This window comes from Algibacter miyuki (genome assembly GCF_030409805.1).
Classification (GTDB): domain Bacteria; phylum Bacteroidota; class Bacteroidia; order Flavobacteriales; family Flavobacteriaceae; genus Algibacter; species Algibacter miyuki.
Window position 1 is genome coordinate 40,477 of the sequence record NZ_JAUFQP010000013.1, and the last position, 19,357, is coordinate 59,833.

Sequence of the window (19,357 nt, forward strand, 5' to 3'; positions counted from 1 at the left end):
GCCAAAATAATTTTAAGCATTAAAATTGTTGTCCGATAATGAAGTGTGTTTCCCATCCGTTTTTAACTCCAGTGTCTCCAATAGGGTCGAAACCATGACCAAAATCGATACCTAACAATCCGAAAGCAGGCATAAAAATACGAATACCTAAACCAGCAGAACGTTTTAAATCGAATGGATTATAGTCTCTGAAATTATCGAAAGAAGCACCACCTTCAACAAAACCTAAAGCATAGATTTTAGCCGATGCTGCTAAGGTAATTGGGTAACGAAGCTCTAATGAGAATTTGTTGTAAATAGAACCACCATCTTCACTAGAAAGCGATTGGTTAGGATAACCACGAAGTTGAACAACCTCACGACCATCTAAACTGTAATTTGCTAAACCATCACCTCCTAAGAAGTATCTTTCGAAAGGAATAACACCACGGTCTTGGTTATAGGCTCCTAAGAATCCAAATTCTACATTAGGTCTTAAAACTAAGTCTTTTGCTACTTGGGTGTACCAAGTTCCTTTAAAGTTTACTTTATAAAACTCTAACCAGTTATAACGTTGTTGATCTATTTCTCCGGCACGCTCGTAATCAGCTTGATTGGTAAGGTCTAAATCGTCATATTCTGTTTTTAAAGCCTCATAATCTACACCATTAAATAATGAGTATGGTAAAGATAGTTTTCCTGTTACCGAGAAGTTAGACCCTTCGGTTGGATAAACTGGATCTACACTGGTGTTGTTTCTTGTTAAACCAACAGAGTAAGATAGGTTGTTAGAGAAACCATCACCAAAGGTAAATAATCCCGTATTATAGTTGTTTAAATCGTAACGTTGGTAACTTACAGATTGCGATAGTACAAAGAAATCATCTGGTACTTGTAAACGTTTTGCTAAACCAAAAGTAATACCTGTAATATTGAAACTTCTACTTTTATCAGCCTCGTATGTTGTGTAATCGTATAAAAACTGTCTAGTATGTGATAATGATGTTGAAAACTGTACCGGACGTTTCCCTCCTAACCAAGGCTCAGAGAATGAAAAACTGTAGGTTTGGTAAAATTGACTCGCTTGTAAACGTAAGGCTAATTTTTGTCCGTCACCCATTGGGATAGGTTTGTATGCTTCTTTTTTGAAGATGTCTTTTATAGAAAAGTTATTAAACGATAATCCTAGAGTTCCAATAAAACCGCCACCACCGTAACCACCTTGTAATTCAATTTGGCTAGATCCGGTTTCTTTAACCACATACTCCATATCGATAGTACCTTCGTTTGGATTTGGGTTATTAAAGTTTGGTGTGATTTCTTGAGCATCGAAAAAGCCTAATTGACCAAGTTCTCTAACGGTACGTACAACGTTAGCTTTACTGTATAATTGACCTGGACGTGTACGGATTTCACGGTAAATAACGTGATCGTTTGTTTTGTCGTTTCCAACTACGGATACACTATTGAAATGTGCAGGTTTTCCTTCTGTAATTCTAATTTCCATGTCGATAACATTATTATCGGCACTTACTTCAACAGCATTTATAGATGAAAATAAATAACCACTGTTTTGGTATAGGTTGGTAATATCGTTAGCGTCGGGTTTAGTATCGTCTGCAATACGTTTGGCTAGAGTAACACCATCATAAGTGTCGCCTTTGTCAATACGAAGCATACGGCTTAATTGCTGATTGCTATATACGGTGTTTCCAATAAAGGTAATATCACCAAAAGTGTATTTTTCACCTTCTTCTAAATCTATTTTAAGAGAGATGGTTTTGTTATCGTTAATAATAACACTGTCTCCTAATACACGAGCATCTCTATATCCACTAGCTTTATAAGCATCGATTAGGCTTACTAAATCCTCTTCGTAATCTGCTTTAATGTATTTAGAACGTTTTAATAACCGAATTGGGTTTTTCTTTTTAGTGTTCTTCATGCTTTTTCTAAGCTTTTTCTCGCTTAAAACAGAATCGCCTGTAAAGATAATATCGTCGATTTTAACTTTCGGTCCTTTATCAATATTAAGAACCATATTAACTCTACTCGTTTGAATAGAATCTTTTACTTCAATGGTATTGATGTTTACTTTGGTATTGTAAAAACCATCTTTTTTATACTTACTCGTCAGGTAGTTTTTTGTTGTCGTAATCAAGTTTTCTGTAACTTTTACACCACGTTTCAACTTGTTTTCGTCAATAATGCCTTCCTTTTTACCATTTTTAACGCCGTTAATTTTTAACTCGTTAAGTTGTGGTAAATCTGAGAGATGAATTTCTAAGGTAGCTACATTGTTTTCTACATTGGTAATAAATACCTCTATATCGCTAAATAGATTTGATTTCCATAATTTTTTAATGGCATCACGAATGTCTTCACCCGGGATTTTCATGTCTTTACCTTCTCTTAAACCAGAGTAGGCAATAATGGTTTGCTCACTAAAATTTGTGTTTCCGGATACTACGACTTTTCCTAAAGTGTATGTTTTTCCGTTTTTAAAATCTAACTCTTGTGCTTGAATGTTAAAACAACCTATAAATAGGAAAAATGCTAAATAGCATTTTGAGTATGTTTTAATCGCGAGTAAATTAGCTAAGTTGTTCACTTGTTTTCCCAAATCGTCGTTCTCTTTTTTGATATTCAATAATAGCTTCATACAAATGTTCCTTTGTAAAATCCGGCCAAAGTACACTTGTAAAATACAATTCGGCATAAGCAATTTGCCATAGCAAAAAATTACTTATACGTTGCTCGCCACTGGTTCTTATTAGCAAATCTACATCGGGTAAATTTCGCGTGTAAAGATGCTCATTTATAATTGATTCTTCAATATTTTCAGGCGAAATTATATTATTTTTAACTTTAATACTAATCTCTTTAACAGTATTTAATAATTCTTCGCGAGAACCATAGCTAAGTGCCAAGGTTAAGGTCATGCGAGAGTTGCCCTTGGTTTTGTCTATAACTTCATGAAGTTCTTTGTAGGCTTTTTTAGGTAATGTGGTTAAATTACCAATAGCTTCAAGTTTAATATTATTGTCTTGTAATGTTTTAATTTCTTTACGAAGTGCAGAAACCAAAAGTTTCATAAGGGTTTGTACCTCTAATTTCGGGCGGTTCCAGTTTTCGGTAGAAAAGGCATACAAGGTTAGGTTTTCTACACCAAGTTCCGCACAAGCTTCCACTGTTGTTCTTACCGATTTTGTGCCATTTTCGTGACCAAAAGCGCGAAGCATACCTTGTTGCTTTGCCCAGCGGCCGTTGCCATCCATAATAATGGCGATGTGTTTTGGTAACCTTTGTAGGTTTATGTTTTCTTTTAAATTCATATTAGTCGTAACAGTAGCAGGGTTTAACTCCAAAGGTGTAAGTTAGTGTAATTCCTGTAAAGGTATACCAATCGTTATTATTAATATTTCCGAATTGGTATTGTTGATTGGTACTACCTTCGGGCATACTACCATCTATATTGTCTGAAAACGTATAACGGGCACCAACTTCAGCACTGAAAATTAGATTCCCTAGGACGTTTGTTTTGAAGCCTATAGCCATAGGAATACCTACGGTCCAACTTGAATTGTTTTCTGTAGTTTGCCTATTATTAGCGAAGTGATAGTTGTCAAATTTAGTAGCACTAATACCTGTAAATAAATATGGTGTGGCAACAGTTCTTCTAGCGTGAAGGTTAAAATCAACAAAGGTAAACTCCATTCCTGCCGCAATTTCTAGTAAACTGGAGTTGAAATCGAAATCTCGTTCTAATCGTCGTGGGTCTTTGGCATCGCTGTCATAAGCTTGTAAATCGGAATAGATTACGGATATTCTATACGAATGTCTCGTACTACGGTTCCATTTATAAAGTAAGCCAAGTGCGGGCGCATTGGGTGATATATATTTAGTGGCACCAATATCGCCAATTAAATTACTGCCTCCAACAAATACACCAATTTCGTTTATTTGGGAGTGGCTTATTTGGGAACAAAATAAGCTTAATGTCAATATAATTAAATATCTCATAGAGGTTTAAAAGTTTGCAAATATAATAAATAAGAATGACTGTTACAATTAGAGGGAAACCGTCTGGGGTTAAAACTGTTTTTATTCGGAATTATTGTTTTAAGGAAGAAGCGAATGGCGGTTGTTTTAGTTGAAGTTTTTTAGAATACCTGATGTTTATTGGTAGAGGTATTGTTGAAATTGAATGGAAATGTTGATGGATGGGTGCGTTAGGGATTGATGCGGCATCCTTTTTTTTTCTTTGAATTGAAGTAGGATTTTAGGAAAGAAATAGTGCGTTTTTTGAAGTTAGAACAAGTTTTAAACAAGTTTTAAACAAGTTTATAAAAAAAAGATATAGCGGAAAGCCCGACCCTTTTCGGGTAACGCAAAAAAAACAATTATTAATTGTTATATATAATAAGGTGTGAAATTGTTGGTTTTTGTTTACTGATTTCGTTTGTCTTCGCCCCAAAGTAATTTTTTACGGAGGGTGACAAGGAAACTTTCGGATAAAAGATCGATCATTTTAATTTTGAAATCGGCTTTTTTAATTTTGATAATGGTACCGTTGTCTAAGGTTGCAATTCGAGAATCGAGCGATACTAAATGTTGTTCTTCGCGGCCGTTTACTTTAAGTTGTATTTCGGTAGAATCTGGAATAATTAATGGGCGTGCACTTAAATTGTGAGGTGCAATTGGGGTAAGCGCTAAACTGTTGGCGCCTGGTGTTATTACGGGGCCACCACAACTTAATGAGTAGCCTGTAGAACCTGTTGGTGTAGATACAATAAGGCCGTCGCTCCAGTATGAGGTTAGGAATTCGCCATCTAAAAGGGTTTCTACCGTAATCATGGAAGTGGTGTTTTTCCGGCTTACAGCAATTTCGTTTAGAGCGAAATTCATGTTGGTAATATCTTTATTTTCAGGCGTGGTTTCTACGGAAAGTAGCGTGCGTTCTGAAATTTTATAATTGCCATCGATAATATTTTGCATGGCACTTTCTATTTGGTTGACTTGTATGGTGGCTAGAAAACCTAAACGTCCGGTGTTGATTCCGATAATTGGAATATCTAGATTTTGTACATAGGTAATGGCACGTAAAATGGTACCATCTCCGCCAATACTAACCAATAAGTCGAAAGAATTATCGAGTGTGTCGAAAGTTTTAAAAGATGAATAGTCGCTTTTGGTTTGCGATTCGGTTTTGATGATATTGGCAAATTCAGTTTCAATATAGGCATCAAAGTCGTTTTTCAATAAGTAATTGAAAAGGGTTTCTACAGAGGTTGTAGTCGTTTCGTTGTAAAAGCGTCCAAAAATTGCAACTTTCATAGTTATATGTCTAAATACTTATTTAAATAATCTGAGCGTTCTTTTAGGCTTTCGATATAGCTGTCTTCTTCGTGGCCAGATACAATGTTATAGCTGTAACGACGGAAGGTTTGGATAATATCGTTTAAACCTGTGTTGCCTATTTTTAGGGTTACTTGTATTAAATCGTTATTCATTTTAGAAACAAAAGCGCCTAGTAATTTACCGTTATTAGATTCTACAATTTGGCTAATTTCACTAAAAGAATAGTCTGCTATACTTTTTTCAACTACTAAAACGCCACCGGCTTCAGAGAAAAATGGCGATTCGCTAAATAGCCCAATCACGTCATTTATCTCAAAATATCCTAAATATTGATTCTCTTCGTTTAAAACAGGCATCATATTCGTGGTGTTTTTAGCAAAGGTTTCTAGCACATCTAACCAAAGGGTATTGTTACGGACGAAGAAATCTTCGAAGGTATAAACGAATTCACTAATGGGTTTTTGGGAATCGAAGCAATAGGCATCGGTTTCCGAAAAACTGCCTAAATAGGTGTTGTTTTCGTCTAAAATTGGGACATGCGAAAGCGATAACTGTTTGAATAGTAATTGTAAATCGCTGATTTTGTTAGTGGTACTCAGTGGTTTAATGTCGTTTATAATGTATTCCGAAAGTTTCATAACGCCTTTTAATAGGCATGCAAAATAATCAAAAAAATAGCAATTTTGCCTGTTCTACTTTGTATTTTTGTGTTTTAAAATGGATTTATGACAAAGTTAAGTGTTAATATTAATAAGATCGCAACGTTAAGAAACTCTAGAGGTGGCGATGTGCCTAATGTTGTGCAGTTTGCAAAGGATGTTCAACGTTTTGGTGCCGAAGGTGTTACTATTCATCCAAGGCCCGATGAACGCCATATTCGATATCAAGATGCGCGCGATTTAAAACCTGAAGTTTATACGGAATATAATATTGAAGGTAACCCTGTAGAATCGTTTCTAAAATTAGTTTTAGAAGTGAAACCTACGCAGGTCACTTTGGTGCCAGATGCCGAGGATGCAATTACTAGCAATGCGGGGTGGGATACCATAAAACATAAAGATTTTTTAGTAGACGTGATTAAAGAATTTCAGAATAATGGAATTAGAACGTCTATTTTTGTCGATCCTATTTTGGACCAAATTGAAGGTGCTAAAGCTACCGGAGCCGACCGTATTGAATTATATACCGAAGCTTTTGCGCATCAATATGGTTTAGGAAACGAAGCCGCCATAAAACCTTATATTGAAAGTGCTGAGTTGGCTAATAAACTAGGCTTGGGTATTAATGCTGGTCATGATTTATCTTTAGATAATATGGCGTTTTTTAAGCAAAACATCCCTGGATTATTAGAAGTTTCAATAGGGCATGCTTTAATTGCTGAAAGTTTGTATTTGGGCGTAGAAAACGTAATACAAATGTATTTGCGTAAGTTGAAATAGAAAAGAGAAAATAGCGCATAGAATAATGTCGTTTTATTTGCGCTTTGGAATGATTAGAAGAATATGGAAGAAAAAAGATTGTTACATTCAAATGTTTTAGGTGAAGGAAAACCTTTTGTAATTTTACATGGGTTTTTGGGAATGAGTGATAACTGGAAAACACACGGAAAGCATCTTTCTGAACAAGGTTTTGAAGTGCATTTGTTAGATCAAAGAAATCACGGACGTAGCTTTTGGGATGCTAATTTTAGTTATGAAATTCTTGCTGAAGATTTAAAAACATATTGCGAAGCACATAACCTAAAAGATATTACATTACTGGGCCATTCTATGGGAGGTAAAACGGCTATGCTTTTTGCATGCGAATATCCTGAATTGGTTTCTAAATTAGTAGTCGCCGATATTTCTCCGCGTTTTTATCCTGTGCATCATGATGGTATTTTAAATGGGTTAAGTGCTTTAAATTTTGATGTTATAAAAACAAGAGGTGAGGCAGATATGGCGTTAAGTGCTTATGTTGATGATGTTGGAACACGTCAGTTTTTATTGAAAAATCTCTATTGGATTGAAAAAGGGAAATTGGCATTACGCATAAACCTTGATGTTTTAAAAGAAGAAGTGTCCGAAGTTGGCGAAGCGTTACCAAGTTATGCATCGTTTGATAAGCCTACGTTGTTTTTACGTGGCGACCGATCGGAATATATTGGAGTGGGTGACGAATCTATAATTAAAAACCATTTTTCTAATTTTGAAATTGTTACTATTGCTAATGCTGGGCATTGGTTGCATGCCGAGAATCCAAAAGATTTTTTTGCGGCTTTACTTAATTTTATATAATCTTAAAAACAAATATTATGAATTCAATAATAAAACTTTTAATCAACGCCATTGCAGTGTTTGTATTGGCAAATGTGCTTTCGGGTGTTCAGGTCGATGGCTATGTTTCAGCTATTATTGTGGCTTTAGTACTATCTATACTTAACTTATTAGTTAAGCCGCTTTTGGTTATTTTTACATTGCCTGTAACGGTACTTACACTAGGTTTATTTTTGCTTGTTATAAATGGGTTAATCATTCTATTAGCCGACGAGTTTATCAGTGGGTTTTCTGTAGATAGTATTTGGTGGGCTATACTTTTTAGTGTGCTTTTATCTATCCTTCAATCGATATTACAATCGTTCTTTAAAACCGATAATAAGGAGCAATAAAAACTTCAGAATAAAGGGCTTTTTTTTAACCGTAAAAAGAAGTGCTATTGTATTTGGTTGGGTATTAGTATACCTGTAACCAAAGCTTGCTAAAGCCTAGTGAATTAAAAACTTTGTTAGGATGTAAAAATATTGTACTTTTGCATCCCGATTTTAGTACCAAAAAACGATGCCTTTTTAAGGTGAATTTTTTTCAACTAAAAAAGATATTTCCCTTTATATCGGGAATTGAAATAAAATAAAGGTTTGTAAACCCAATTGTTAAATGCCTTTTCAGGCTTATATCATTAAAAATGAATATTACAAGAGAAAACGTTGATGCATTAAATGCTGTAGTAAAAGTAGATATCGCTAAAGAAGATTATAGCGATAAGGTGGATAAAATCTTGGTAGATTACCGTAAAACAGCAAACATTCCTGGTTTTAGAAAAGGTCATGTACCAATGGGTATGGTGAAAAAACAATACGGAAAAGCTATTTTAGTTGATGAAGTAAACAAACTTTTACAAGGGGCGTTAAATAAATACTTGGCTGAAGAAAAAATTGATGTTCTTGGACAACCTTTACCAAAACAACAAGATGAAATAGATTGGGATGCTGAGAAATTTTCATTTGAATTTGAATTAGGTTTAGCACCAGAATTCAATGTAGAATTAAAAGGTGATAAATCAATCACACAATATAATATTGTTGCTGATGATAAAATGATTGATGAGCAAATTGAACGTATCCAAAAACAATACGGGAAATTGGTTTCTCAAGATGTTGTAGATGCAGAAAGCGAAATTAGCGGAGCTTATACAAACGAAGAAAAAGAAATTAATAACACCGTTACTTTAACTTTAGATAAGTTTAAAGGAGAGGCTACAGCAAAACAATTTATTGGTGCTAAAGCTGGAGATGTTATTGTTTTAAAAACAAAAGACCTTTTTGAAGACGATCACGATTTAATGCATGCTTTAAAATTAGGTCATGATGAAATTCACGGTTTAGATATTGAAGTATCTTTTACAATTTCTGAAATTAACCAAAGAGAATTAGCCGATTTAGATCAAGAGTTGTTTGATAAGCTTTTTGGAGAAGGTCAAGTAAAATCTGTGTCAGAAGTAAGAGCAAAAATAAAAGAAGATGCTGAGAAGCAATTTGTTCAACAAGCCGATCAAAAGTTATTGAACGATGTGACTGAGTATTTAGTAGACAATACTAAATTTGATTTACCAGCAGAATTTTTAACAAAATGGATGCAAACTGCAGGTGAAAAAGAAATGGATGCCGACCAAGCTAGAGAAGAGTACGAGAAATCGGAAAAAAGCTTACGTTACCAATTAATCGAAGGAAAGCTTATTGAAGCTAACGATGTTCAGGTAACTATGGACGATATTAAAAATCACGCCAGAGAAATGATTAAAGGACAAATGGCTCAATTTGGTCAATTAAATCCTTCAGATAAAGAGTTAGACGATATCGCTGCACGTGTATTATCTAATCAAGAAGAAGCGCGTCGTATTTCAGAACAATTAGTAAGTCAAAAACTATTATCTGTTTACAAAGAAAAAGCAAACCTAGAAGTTAAAGAATTAACTTACGAAAACTTTGTTAAAGAAGTTTACGGTGACAAATAAATAAATTTTAAATGTTTATCTTTAGGCGCTTAAATCAGTTAGATTTAAGCGCCTTTTTATTAAAATCAAACATTAAAAATAATTTTATTCACGACACTTAATTGAATGTTAAGGGTTTAAATAAAATTTAATATCAAAATTATATATGGATTACGCAAAAGAATTTGAGAAATTCGCGATAAAAGATCAAGGTATTAGCAGCACATATTACAATAAAATTATTAGTAGTATGTATCCAACCAATTTAACGCCAAACATTATTGAGGAACGCCAAATGAATATTGCCGTTTTTGATGTGTTTTCACGTTTAATGATGGATCGTATTATTTTCCTTGGAACTGGTATTAGTGATCAAGTAGCCAATATTGTGCAAGCACAATTATTATTCTTAGAAAGTACCGATGCTAATAAAGATATTCAAATTTACATAAACTCTCCAGGAGGAAGTGTTTATGCAGGTTTAGGTATTTACGATACTATGCAGTTTATAAAACCAGATGTTGCAACTATTTGTACAGGTATGGCTGCCTCAATGGGCGCAGTATTATTATGTGCAGGAGCAAAAGGTAAACGTAGTGGTTTAACGCACTCTCGTGTAATGATTCACCAACCTTTAGGTGGTGCGCAAGGTCAAGCGAGCGATATTGAAATTACAGCAAGAGAAATCTTAATTTTGAAAGAAGAGCTTTACAACATTATTAGTAAGCATTCAGGCCAGGATTACGACAAAGTATATGAAGATAGTGATAGAGATTACTGGATGAAAGCTGATAAAGCCAAGGAATACGGCATGATTGACGAAATATTAGCTCGTAATTAATAAAAAATCACTAACTTTAAATTTAGTGATATAAAGGGGGTTTGAGTACTTTAAGCCTCGAAACAAGGAAGATTAATGGCAAAAGAAGAATTAGAATGTTCGTTTTGTGGTCGTAAAAAACCAGAAACTAACTTGTTGATAGCAGGATTAGATGCTCACATCTGTGATAGGTGTATCGAGCAAGCACATGGTATTGTTATAGAGGAATCTAAGCAAACCGATAGCGGCGATTTATCGGCTGAGCTAAAGTTGCGTAAACCTTTGCAAATTAAAGAGTTTTTAGATGAATACATCATCGGTCAAGGCATGACTAAAAAAGTAATGTCTGTAGCCGTATATAATCACTATAAACGTTTATTACAGCCACCAACAAACGATGATATTGAAATTCAAAAGAGTAATATCATTATGGTCGGGCAAACCGGTACAGGTAAAACCTTAATGGCGAAAACCATTGCGAAAATGCTTAACGTACCTTTAGCTATTGTAGATGCAACTGTATTAACAGAAGCTGGTTATGTAGGTGAAGATGTAGAAAGTATTTTAACACGTTTATTACAAGCAGCCGATTATAATTTAGAAAAAGCTGAAAAAGGGATTGTTTTTATTGATGAAATTGATAAAATAGCACGTAAAAGTGACAACCCTTCAATTACTAGAGATGTCTCTGGTGAAGGTGTACAACAAGCTTTACTGAAGTTGTTAGAAGGTACAGTAGTTAATGTACCACCAAAAGGAGGGCGTAAGCATCCAGATCAGAAATTTATTGAAGTAAACACCGAGAATATTTTATTTATTGCAGGTGGTGCTTTCGATGGTATCGATCGTGTAATTTCTAAACGATTAAACATGCAAGCTGTAGGGTATAGCGCATCTATTTCTGATGATGTTGTAGATAAAGATAATTTGCTGCAATATATTATTCCTAAAGATCTAAAAGATTTTGGATTAATTCCTGAAATTATTGGTCGTTTACCAGTATTAACATACATGGATCCTTTAGATGCTAAAACATTAAGAGCTATTTTAACACAACCTAAAAATGCCATTATTAAACAGTATAAAAAATTGTTTACTATGGATGACGTAGATTTTGCTATTACAGATGGAGCTTTAGATTTTATTGTTGGTAAAGCGATTGAGTATAAATTAGGAGCTAGGGGGTTACGTTCTCTTTGTGAGGAAATTTTAACCGATGCTATGTTTGAATTACCAAGTAGCAACGATAAAAAATTAAATGTGACTAAGGCTTACGCCGAAGAAAAATTAACTAAAACAACGATAAAGAAATTGAAAGCGGTGTCGTAATCAAGTTTTAGTTACTTATATAGAATTAAAAAAAACCACGTTCTAAGCGTGGTTTTTTGTTTTTGAATAAGTTTTTTACTGGTTTTAAATCAGAGTTGATGTGGTTACACATTTAGCGCTAATAGCTCCGTGATATAATCGCGAGTGTTCGAAAGTCGTGGTACTTTATGTTGACCTCCTAACTTATTATTCTGCTTTAACCAATCGTGAAATAAATTTTTACGTGCAATATTAATTTTTGGCTTGTTTAATGTGATGTTGTTATAGCGTTTAGCTTCATAATCTGAATTTAAAGATTTGAGCGCATTATCAAACAATTCATTAAAATAATTAATATCCTTTGGCGGTGTTTTAAACTCGATTAGCCATTCGTGAGCTCCTTTTTCTTTGCCTTCCATAAAAATTGGTGCTGCAGTATAATCTACAATTTCGGCCTTGGTACGATGGCATACTTTTTTTAAAGCATCTTCTGCGTTTTCAATAATAAGTTCTTCACCAAAAACATTAATATGATGTTTTGTACGACCGGAAACTTTTATTCTATATGGACTTAAAGAGGTGAACCGAATAGTGTCTCCAATTTTATAACGCCATAAACCTGCGTTTGTGGTGATGATAACGGCGTAATTTACATGTAATTTAACTTCGCTTAACGGAATTGCTTTTTCTTCCGAAGTAGCATAAATAGTCATTGGGATGAATTCATAAAAAATACCATAATCTAGCATCAATAGTAATTCATCCGAATTGTTTCTATCTTGAATAGCGAAAAACCCTTCCGAAGCATTATAAATTTCATAATACTTAAAATCCTTTTTGGGAAGGAGCTTTTGGTATTGCTCTTTATAAGGTGAAAAACTTACGCCGCCATGGAAATAAACTTCCAAATGCGGCCAAACTTCGTGCAAACTGTGTTTTCCGGTAGTCTCTAAAACTTGATTTAAAAGCACGAGCATCCACGATGGAACACCGGCTAAGCTCGTTACTTTCTCATTTATAGTTTCGTTTACAATGGCTTGCATTTTATGCTCCCAATCGCTCATTAACGAGACTTTATTGCTTGGTGTACTACTGTATTCGGCCCAAAAAGGCATATTGTCTATTAAAATAGCCGATAAGTCTCCAAAAACAGTACCGTTTTGTTTGTAGAGCTCCTTGCTTCCGCCTAAACGTAAACTCTTTCCTGTAAATAATTGCGAATCCTCATTATTGTTTAAATACATGCACAACAAATCTTTGCTAGCTGCGTAATGGCAATCTTCTAAAGATTCTTGGCTTACAGGTATAAATTTACTTTTTGCGCGTGTGGTGCCGCTCGATTTTGCAAACCATTTTATAGGGGTTGGCCAGAATAAATTGTTTTCCCCACGTCGCGATCTATCAATCACATCTTGCCAACCATCATAATTTTTAATAGGAATGCGTTCGGCAAAAGTGCGGTAGTTTTTTATAGACTTAAAATCGTATTGTTTTCCAATTTCAGTGTCTTTAGCCATGTAAATTAGGCTTTGCAGCAATTCGTTTTGGACTTCGTTTGGGTATTTTAAAAACAATTCAATTTGATGAAATCGTTTTTTTAAAAACCAAGAAGCAATCGAATTTACTATAGGGATTGGCATAATTATTTATATCTTTAATTTTTTAAAAATAAGACTTTTTTTTATGACTTACCAAGGTGTTTTAACAAAAATGGAAACTGAATTTTCTAGCCCTATTCAATATTATTTGGTTTTTGAATCAGATTTTATAAACATGAATCAATTGTTAGGAAAAACCATTTCTATGGAGTTTGTAAAATACCAATGTTTAAATTGTGGATTAGATAAACCTATTTTCCGTCAAGGTTATGATAAACAGTGTTTTTATGATGTAGCTCAGGCTGGCGATTGGATTATGCGTCCAGAGTTGAGCACAGCGCATTTGGGCCAGGAAGATCGCGATTTAGAATACGAAAAACGCGTGCAATTACAGCCTCATATTGTTTATTTAGCAAATTCGAGTAACGTAAAAGTAGGTGTTACCAGAAAAACGCAAGTACCAACACGTTGGATTGATCAAGGTGCTCATGAAGCGTTGGAAATTGTAGAAGTGCCTAACCGGTATTTAGCGGGCGTTACAGAGGTTGCTTTAAAGTCTTTTGTGGCTGATAAAACAAACTGGCGTAAAATGCTTAAAAATGATATTGAAGACGAAAATTTAGTAGAGTGGCGTGATAAATTGATCGATTACGTTCCCGATGAAGCTAAAGCGTATATTATTGAAAGTAATTCAGAAACACATATAGATTTTCCGGTGATGCAATATCCTGAAAAACCGAAAAGTTTAAATATTAAAAAAGAACTTAATTATACTGGGAAATTAGTGGGTATAAAAGGGCAATATTTAATTTTTGAAGATCAAACGGTTTTTAATGTGCGATCTAATGAAGGGTTAGTGGTACGCATTAATGTGAATTAAATAAAATAACGCGATAGATAATTATTTCTATTTGGGTTTAAGAATTTGATTGTCCTATTTAAATAATTTTAAATTAAAAATCCCATTAGCAAAACTGCAAATGGGATTTTTATAAGTTTCAAAAAGGTTTAAGACCTAAACTTCTTCTTGGTCTCTTAAATTTTGAATGTAAGCTGCTTTTTGAACTTGTCTGCGTTTTTTAATAGATGGTTTAGTGAAAAACTGACCTTCTCTTAAGTTTTGCATTACTTTGATGTTACGGTGTTTTCTCTTGTAGCGTTTTAAGGCACGCTCTATATTTTCACCATCTTTTACAATAATCTTTAACATAGATACTCTTTATTTAATAATTGATTTTAGTTTTAGGCTTATCCTAAATACGTTCTTAGTACTTTACTTTTTGAGGTTTGTCGTAATCTACGAATCCCTTTTTCTTTTATTTGTCTTACGCGTTCTCGCGTTAAACCAAAAGAGTCACCAATTTCTTGAAGGCTCATCGGTTGTTTTTTACTGATACCATAATAATGACGAATAACTTCTGCTTCTTTTTCCGAAAGGGAATCTAAAGCACGGTTTACTTCTATGTTTAAAGCATCTTGCATTAAACCTGAATCTGGCCGTGGCGATTCGCTAGCATTAATTACGTCATATAAATTAGAAGTTTCACCTTCTTTAAACGGAGCATCCATAGAAACATGGCGTCCCGATATTTTCATTGACTGTTTTACATCCGAAATCGAAAGATCTAATTTGCTTGCAATTTCTTGCGCACTCGGCGGTCTTTCGTTCTCTTGTTCTAAAAATGAATAGGCTTTATTAATTTTATTAATCGAGCCAATTTTGTTCAAAGGTAATCTAACTATTCGAGATTGTTCAGCTAAAGCTTGAAGAATTGCTTGACGAATCCACCAAACAGCATAAGAGATGAATTTAAAACCTCTAGTTTCGTCGAAGCGTTTCGCCGCTTTCACCAGGCCAGCATTGCCTTCGTTGATTAAATCGGGCAGAGTTAGTCCTTGATTTTGATATTGTTTTGAGACTGAAACTACAAACCTTAAGTTAGCGGTTGTGAGCGTGTCTAGAGCTTTTTGGTCCCCTTTTTTGATAAGTTGGGCTAGTTCGACCTCTTCTTCGGCCGTGATTAAAGGAATTTTACTAATGTCCTGTAAGTATTTGTCTAGTGATTTCGACTCGCGGTTGGTAACTTGCTTCGTAATCTTTAATTGCCTCATGTATATGTTTTAAAATTATCCTAGTGGGTAATATAACGAAATATTCGTAATAACCTAATTATGTTTGACTTATTTTTAATTACGATGAAAAATGTAGAGGAATTCTTATTCGTGGAACGAGGTGTTTATAAATAGAAAGAGGGACATCCGAATAGGAAATCCCTCTTTAAATAATATTAACGAATACAGTAAGTCTATTTAATTGAAATCTAAATCTGTAACGTCTTCATTTATTTTAACTTCGGTACTGTTCAAAATAATTATTTGTGGACCTGAAGTTAATTTTTGGTCAAAAGGAATCTTTACCCCAGAAACTGTTTTATAATTTGATAAATCTTGAATAGAGGTTATAGATTGGCCTTGAACTTCAATGATTTTTTCAACCCTGATAAGTAAACCAGACGTGGTATCATAATACCTAAATGATTCATCATTGTTTTGTGTTACTTTAAGTTTATAGGCATCATTACCTTCAATGGCTACAATAGATTCTAATGTGGCTGTTGAAGCATCGATAAATAACTCAGGAAACAATCCTTTTTCAGCTTGTTGTGACGTAATTTCTTTTTCAGTCATAGGGATTTGTTGTCCTTGCTGTTCGGTGTATCCTGTGTTACCGTTAAATTTCCTTTTCATTATGGTTCCCATACCTTCAATATTCATTTCCATTGAAGCTTTATTAGGACGCATTGTTTTTATTACAGCTGTTGGTTTAAATGGAGCTCCAGTTATAGTAACGTTCGCTAAGGTTAGAATGGTGTTTATAGATTTTATTTTGTCTTGTCCTCCAACAGCATTTATGTAATTGTTTAAAACGCTTTGTACTGTGATGTTAGCTGGAATTTCTTTAGAGAATATTGGTTTTTCTATTAAATTAGCTTTGCTATCGTAATATTTAATAGGTACCGTTTTTTCATTATAGGTTACTTTTTCTAAATTTTCTAACACCTCGCTGCCTTTGCCAATAATTACAATTCTTGCGTTATCTGTTCCGAAGTATTTATTAGCAACTCTTTTTACATCAGCAATAGTAACGGCATTAATTTTTTCTAAATAAGTGAGGTAAAAATCTTTCGGTAAGTCGTTTACTTTAATATTTAAAGCATAGCGCGCAATAGTTTGCGGGTTTTCTAATGCTAATACAAAATCACCTACATATTTAGCTTTTGCATTAGCTAAGGCTTCTGCAGTAACAGGTGTTTCTTTAATGCGTTTTATTTCTTTTAATGTTTCTACAACAGCACTATCTGTAACGGCGTTACGTACAGATGCGCCGGCTTTAAAGCGAGAAACATATTTATCTGAACCAACCGAAGATCTAGCGCCATATGTATAAGCATGCGCTTCTCGGAGATTCATGTTTAAGTAACTATTAAAACCACCACCAAGTATTTTGTTTGCAATTAATACGGCGTGGTAATCTGGATCGCTCATTTTTAAATCCACATTGCTTGTTAATGAGATGTTAGACTGCACGGCGTTAGGCATGTCTACAAAATTAATTTGTGTGTATTGCGCATTAGGCATGGCTTCTTGTACTTTGTAACTCATGTCTAGCATAGTTTCCCAAGTCGAAAAATATTGCTTTATTTGATTTTGAATGGTTTGAAATTTAACATCTCCAACAACAACTAAGTACGCGTTTTTTGGAGTGAAATATCTTCGGTAAAAAGTTTCAACATCTTTTAATGTTACTTTTTGAACGGTTTCTTCAGTTGCAAATTCGCCATAAGGATGATGTTTTCCATAAGCTAAAGCATTTCCAATTCTCTCGGCAACGGCATCTACACTTTTTTCGCTAGATTTTAAACCTTCAATAGCTTTAGATTTTTCCTTTTGAAACTCTTCTTCGGAGAGTAATGGGTTTTTAACGGCATCAGCCATTAACTCTAATATCTTTTCAGAATATTTAGATAAGGCGCTTGCATATCCACCATTAGAGCTAAAACTTATTCTTGCACCAAGAAAGTCTATTTCTTCATTAAAATCATCTTTAGAAATACTAGTTGTTCCATTTCCTAGCATACTTCCTAATAGGGAAGATACGCCTGCAATGTCACCCTCAGCAATAGGTTTGTTATCTATAGTTAAGCTGTAAGAAACTCGAGGTAATTTGTGGTTTTCTACTACTAAAACTTTTAAACCGTTTGGTAGTTCGAAATATCCAGGCACTTCTAATGCTATTTTTGGTGCAGGTCCTGGTGTTGGTTGTTTAGATCTATCGACTTGCGCTTGTAGAGCAAGAACCATTAGAAACATGGTTAATACTGTAAATATTTTAGTTTTCATTTTGTTTTATGTCTTAAATATTATTGATCTTTTTCTTTTGGTAAATACTCTAATAGCAAGCGTTGGTTTGCGTTTAAATATTTTTTAGCTACATTCTGAATATCTTGTCGCGTTATAGATCTGTAAATGTCTATTTCTTTATTGATCAGGCTGGTGTTTCCGTAAAGCATATAATATGTAGATAATGAGCTTGCAATGCCTTCTACACCTGAATTAGAGTTAACAAATTGGTTTTCAAATTTGTTTTGAAGTTTTTGGAAATCTCGTTCCGAAATTAATTCGTTTTGAACTTTCAGTATTTCTTCATCTATTTCTGTTGTAATATCTTCAAGTTTAACATCACCAAGAGGTAAGCCATATACGATGTATGTACCATAATCTTCTTGACTATTATTAAAGGCGCCAACTTGCAAAGCCATTTTCTTTTCGTCTACAAGCTTTTTGTATAGTTTTGAGGTTTTGCCATCGCTTAAATAACTTGAAAGCATATCTAAAACATAAGCCTCCTTTTCCTTCATCGACGGCGTTCTGTACGCTGCGACAATAGCAGGTATTTGGATGTTAGAATCGTAAGCGGTGGCTTTAATTGGTGTGGTAATAGGATCTTCCTTTATAATGGTTCGGGTAATTTCTTCACCTCTAGGAATTGGTCCGAAATAATCTTGTATCATTTTTTTTACGGCAGGAACGTCAATATCTCCAGCAACAACTAAAACCGCATTGTTGGGAATATAGAATTTTTTATTGAAAGCTTGGAATTCTTCAAGAGTTGCTGCATCTAAGTGCGCCATAGTTCCAATGGTTGTCCAGCGGTATGGATGCTTTTTAAAGATGTTCTTTTTTACATTTTCAATAAACTTTCCGTAAGGTGCATTGTCTACACGTAAACGCTTTTCTTCTTTAACCACTTCGTTTTGTGTATCCACTCCAATTTGGTTGATAATGGGATGTAATAAGCGCTCAGATTCCATCCATAAGCCAAGTTCTACGTTGTTAGAAGGGAAAACTTCGTAATAATAAGTTCTATCATCGGTTGTGTTAGCGTTATTGCTTCCTCCGTTGGAGCTTACAATGGTAAACCATTCACCTCGTTCGATGTTTTCAGTACCTTCGAATAAAAGGTGTTCAAAAAAGTGAGCAAAACCCGTACGTTCTGGGTTTTCGTCTTTGGCACCTACGTGATACATTACAGAGGTTGTTACTACGGGTGCCGAGTTGTCCTGATGTAAAATAACGTGCATGCCGTTGTCTAAATCGTACTCTTCGTACTTAACTTCTTGGGCAGTGGCTGAGAAACCAACGAAGCAAAAGGACGCTAAAGCTAAAATGCGTTTTTTCATGGATAATTTATTTAGGTTTTAATGTTTGTCTAACGGTTTTCGTAAATGTTACAAAATATATGAATTTTTAAATTTAATTTATTCTAAATTTTTAAATAAATTGGATTTGTTGTAAATATTAAAAATACTGGGAAAGTAATTAAAAAACAATGCCTTAGGTTTTTATAAAAACGAGGACCTGTGGTTTTTTGATGAAGTATGATATTTAAGGCTTAACGGATGTAGTATGTTTCTGTAAGCAGGAATCTTCTAAAAGTATGTGATTCTCTTGAAGTATTAATTATTGGAGGTAATTATTATAT

The 19,357-nt window shown here is 34.2% G+C and carries 17 protein-coding genes; 7 read left to right on the forward strand and 10 right to left on the reverse strand.

Annotation, left to right across the window (positions count from 1 at the left end):
* Nucleotides 1–19: 19 nt before the first annotated feature.
* From bamA to QWY92_RS12390, 5 genes are all read right to left on the reverse strand, one after another.
* Nucleotides 20–2,641 (reverse strand): outer membrane protein assembly factor BamA, encoded by a 2,622-nt coding sequence (bamA, locus tag QWY92_RS12370; protein ID WP_290271717.1) that lies wholly within the window; start codon nucleotides 2,639–2,641, stop codon nucleotides 20–22.
* Nucleotides 2,574–3,314, reverse strand: coding sequence for an undecaprenyl pyrophosphate synthase (locus QWY92_RS12375; protein WP_290271719.1), 741 nt, complete (start codon nucleotides 3,312–3,314; stop codon nucleotides 2,574–2,576). The genes bamA and QWY92_RS12375 overlap by 68 nt, the downstream gene beginning before the upstream one ends.
* Nucleotide 3,315: 1 nt before the next feature.
* Nucleotides 3,316–4,002 carry a type IX secretion system protein PorG gene (gene porG, locus QWY92_RS12380; RefSeq protein WP_290271721.1) on the reverse strand — a complete coding sequence of 229 codons (687 nt, stop codon included), beginning with the start codon at nucleotides 4,000–4,002 and terminating at the stop codon, nucleotides 3,316–3,318.
* A gap of 426 nt (nucleotides 4,003–4,428) precedes the next feature.
* On the reverse strand, nucleotides 4,429–5,316 hold the full coding sequence (locus QWY92_RS12385; protein WP_290271724.1) for an NAD kinase: 888 nt from the start codon (nucleotides 5,314–5,316) through the stop codon (nucleotides 4,429–4,431).
* A 2-nt stretch (nucleotides 5,317–5,318) separates the two neighbouring features.
* Nucleotides 5,319–5,978 carry a CBS domain-containing protein gene (locus tag QWY92_RS12390; protein ID WP_290271726.1) on the reverse strand — a complete coding sequence of 220 codons (660 nt, stop codon included), beginning with the start codon at nucleotides 5,976–5,978 and terminating at the stop codon, nucleotides 5,319–5,321.
* Nucleotides 5,979–6,065: 87 nt separating this feature from the next.
* Between QWY92_RS12390 and QWY92_RS12395 the strand changes: the two genes are divergently transcribed.
* The 6 genes from QWY92_RS12395 to clpX all read left to right on the forward strand — a co-directional run bounded on the left by QWY92_RS12395 (nucleotide 6,066) and on the right by clpX (nucleotide 11,737).
* On the forward strand, nucleotides 6,066–6,779 hold the full coding sequence (locus QWY92_RS12395) for a pyridoxine 5'-phosphate synthase (RefSeq protein ID WP_290271728.1): 714 nt from the start codon (nucleotides 6,066–6,068) through the stop codon (nucleotides 6,777–6,779).
* A 63-nt stretch (nucleotides 6,780–6,842) separates the two neighbouring features.
* Nucleotides 6,843–7,616: an alpha/beta fold hydrolase gene (locus QWY92_RS12400; RefSeq protein ID WP_290271729.1), complete on the forward strand. Its 774-nt coding sequence runs from the start codon at nucleotides 6,843–6,845 to the stop codon at nucleotides 7,614–7,616.
* 17 nt (nucleotides 7,617–7,633) lie between these two features.
* Nucleotides 7,634–7,987, forward strand: a complete 354-nt coding sequence (locus tag QWY92_RS12405; RefSeq protein ID WP_290271731.1) for a phage holin family protein — start codon at nucleotides 7,634–7,636, stop codon at nucleotides 7,985–7,987.
* Nucleotides 7,988–8,280: 293 nt separating this feature from the next.
* Nucleotides 8,281–9,609, forward strand: a complete 1,329-nt coding sequence (gene tig, locus QWY92_RS12410; protein ID WP_290271734.1) for a trigger factor — start codon at nucleotides 8,281–8,283, stop codon at nucleotides 9,607–9,609.
* Nucleotides 9,610–9,754: 145 nt separating this feature from the next.
* On the forward strand, nucleotides 9,755–10,429 hold the full coding sequence (gene clpP / locus QWY92_RS12415) for an ATP-dependent Clp endopeptidase proteolytic subunit ClpP (protein ID WP_290271736.1): 675 nt from the start codon (nucleotides 9,755–9,757) through the stop codon (nucleotides 10,427–10,429).
* Nucleotides 10,430–10,504: 75 nt separating this feature from the next.
* Entirely contained in the window at nucleotides 10,505–11,737 is a 1,233-nt protein-coding gene (clpX, locus tag QWY92_RS12420; RefSeq protein ID WP_290271739.1) for an ATP-dependent Clp protease ATP-binding subunit ClpX, read from the forward strand.
* A 104-nt stretch (nucleotides 11,738–11,841) separates the two neighbouring features.
* Here clpX and QWY92_RS12425 read toward each other — a convergent pair whose 3' ends face one another.
* Nucleotides 11,842–13,356 (reverse strand): GH3 auxin-responsive promoter family protein, encoded by a 1,515-nt coding sequence (locus QWY92_RS12425; RefSeq protein ID WP_290271741.1) that lies wholly within the window; start codon nucleotides 13,354–13,356, stop codon nucleotides 11,842–11,844.
* 43 nt (nucleotides 13,357–13,399) lie between these two features.
* On the opposite strand from QWY92_RS12425, the gene QWY92_RS12430 reads away from it, so the two are divergent.
* Entirely contained in the window at nucleotides 13,400–14,194 is a 795-nt protein-coding gene (locus QWY92_RS12430) for a DUF2797 domain-containing protein (RefSeq protein ID WP_290271743.1), read from the forward strand.
* A gap of 135 nt (nucleotides 14,195–14,329) precedes the next feature.
* Here the strand turns inward: QWY92_RS12430 and rpsU are convergent, their stop codons facing one another.
* From rpsU to QWY92_RS12450, 4 genes are all read right to left on the reverse strand, one after another.
* The gene (rpsU, locus tag QWY92_RS12435) at nucleotides 14,330–14,524 is read right to left on the reverse strand and encodes a 30S ribosomal protein S21 (RefSeq protein WP_290271745.1); all 195 of its coding nucleotides are present in this window, start codon (nucleotides 14,522–14,524) and stop codon (nucleotides 14,330–14,332) included.
* Between the two features lie 38 nt (nucleotides 14,525–14,562).
* Nucleotides 14,563–15,426 (reverse strand): sigma-70 family RNA polymerase sigma factor, encoded by an 864-nt coding sequence (locus QWY92_RS12440; RefSeq protein WP_290271747.1) that lies wholly within the window; start codon nucleotides 15,424–15,426, stop codon nucleotides 14,563–14,565.
* Nucleotides 15,427–15,624: 198 nt separating this feature from the next.
* Complete coding sequence (locus tag QWY92_RS12445; RefSeq protein ID WP_290271750.1) at nucleotides 15,625–17,715, reverse strand: M16 family metallopeptidase; 2,091 nt, start codon at nucleotides 17,713–17,715, stop codon at nucleotides 15,625–15,627.
* Between the two features lie 20 nt (nucleotides 17,716–17,735).
* Complete coding sequence (locus tag QWY92_RS12450) at nucleotides 17,736–19,055, reverse strand: M16 family metallopeptidase (RefSeq protein WP_290271752.1); 1,320 nt, start codon at nucleotides 19,053–19,055, stop codon at nucleotides 17,736–17,738.
* Between the last annotated feature and the right edge of the window lie 302 nt (nucleotides 19,056–19,357).

Bases quoted from the DNA above. Each gene is read 5' to 3' on its own strand.
- QWY92_RS12430 (WP_290271743.1), top strand. From the start codon at position 13,400: ATGACTTACCAAGGTGTTTTAACAAAAATGGAAACTGAATTTTCTAGC.
- QWY92_RS12445 (WP_290271750.1), bottom strand. From the start codon at position 17,715: ATGAAAACTAAAATATTTACAGTATTAACCATGTTTCTAATGGTTCTT.
- QWY92_RS12385 (WP_290271724.1), bottom strand. From the start codon at position 5,316: ATGAAAGTTGCAATTTTTGGACGCTTTTACAACGAAACGACTACAACC.
- rpsU (WP_290271745.1), bottom strand. From the start codon at position 14,524: ATGTTAAAGATTATTGTAAAAGATGGTGAAAATATAGAGCGTGCCTTA.
- QWY92_RS12405 (WP_290271731.1), top strand. From the start codon at position 7,634: ATGAATTCAATAATAAAACTTTTAATCAACGCCATTGCAGTGTTTGTA.
- clpP (WP_290271736.1), top strand. From the start codon at position 9,755: ATGGATTACGCAAAAGAATTTGAGAAATTCGCGATAAAAGATCAAGGT.
- QWY92_RS12440 (WP_290271747.1), bottom strand. From the start codon at position 15,426: ATGAGGCAATTAAAGATTACGAAGCAAGTTACCAACCGCGAGTCGAAA.
- tig (WP_290271734.1), top strand. From the start codon at position 8,281: ATGAATATTACAAGAGAAAACGTTGATGCATTAAATGCTGTAGTAAAA.
- porG (WP_290271721.1), bottom strand. From the start codon at position 4,002: ATGAGATATTTAATTATATTGACATTAAGCTTATTTTGTTCCCAAATA.
- QWY92_RS12425 (WP_290271741.1), bottom strand. From the start codon at position 13,356: ATGCCAATCCCTATAGTAAATTCGATTGCTTCTTGGTTTTTAAAAAAA.
- bamA (WP_290271717.1), bottom strand. From the start codon at position 2,641: ATGAAGCTATTATTGAATATCAAAAAAGAGAACGACGATTTGGGAAAA.
- QWY92_RS12450 (WP_290271752.1), bottom strand. From the start codon at position 19,055: ATGAAAAAACGCATTTTAGCTTTAGCGTCCTTTTGCTTCGTTGGTTTC.
- QWY92_RS12395 (WP_290271728.1), top strand. From the start codon at position 6,066: ATGACAAAGTTAAGTGTTAATATTAATAAGATCGCAACGTTAAGAAAC.
- QWY92_RS12390 (WP_290271726.1), bottom strand. From the start codon at position 5,978: ATGAAACTTTCGGAATACATTATAAACGACATTAAACCACTGAGTACC.
- clpX (WP_290271739.1), top strand. From the start codon at position 10,505: ATGGCAAAAGAAGAATTAGAATGTTCGTTTTGTGGTCGTAAAAAACCA.
- QWY92_RS12375 (WP_290271719.1), bottom strand. From the start codon at position 3,314: ATGAATTTAAAAGAAAACATAAACCTACAAAGGTTACCAAAACACATC.
- QWY92_RS12400 (WP_290271729.1), top strand. From the start codon at position 6,843: ATGGAAGAAAAAAGATTGTTACATTCAAATGTTTTAGGTGAAGGAAAA.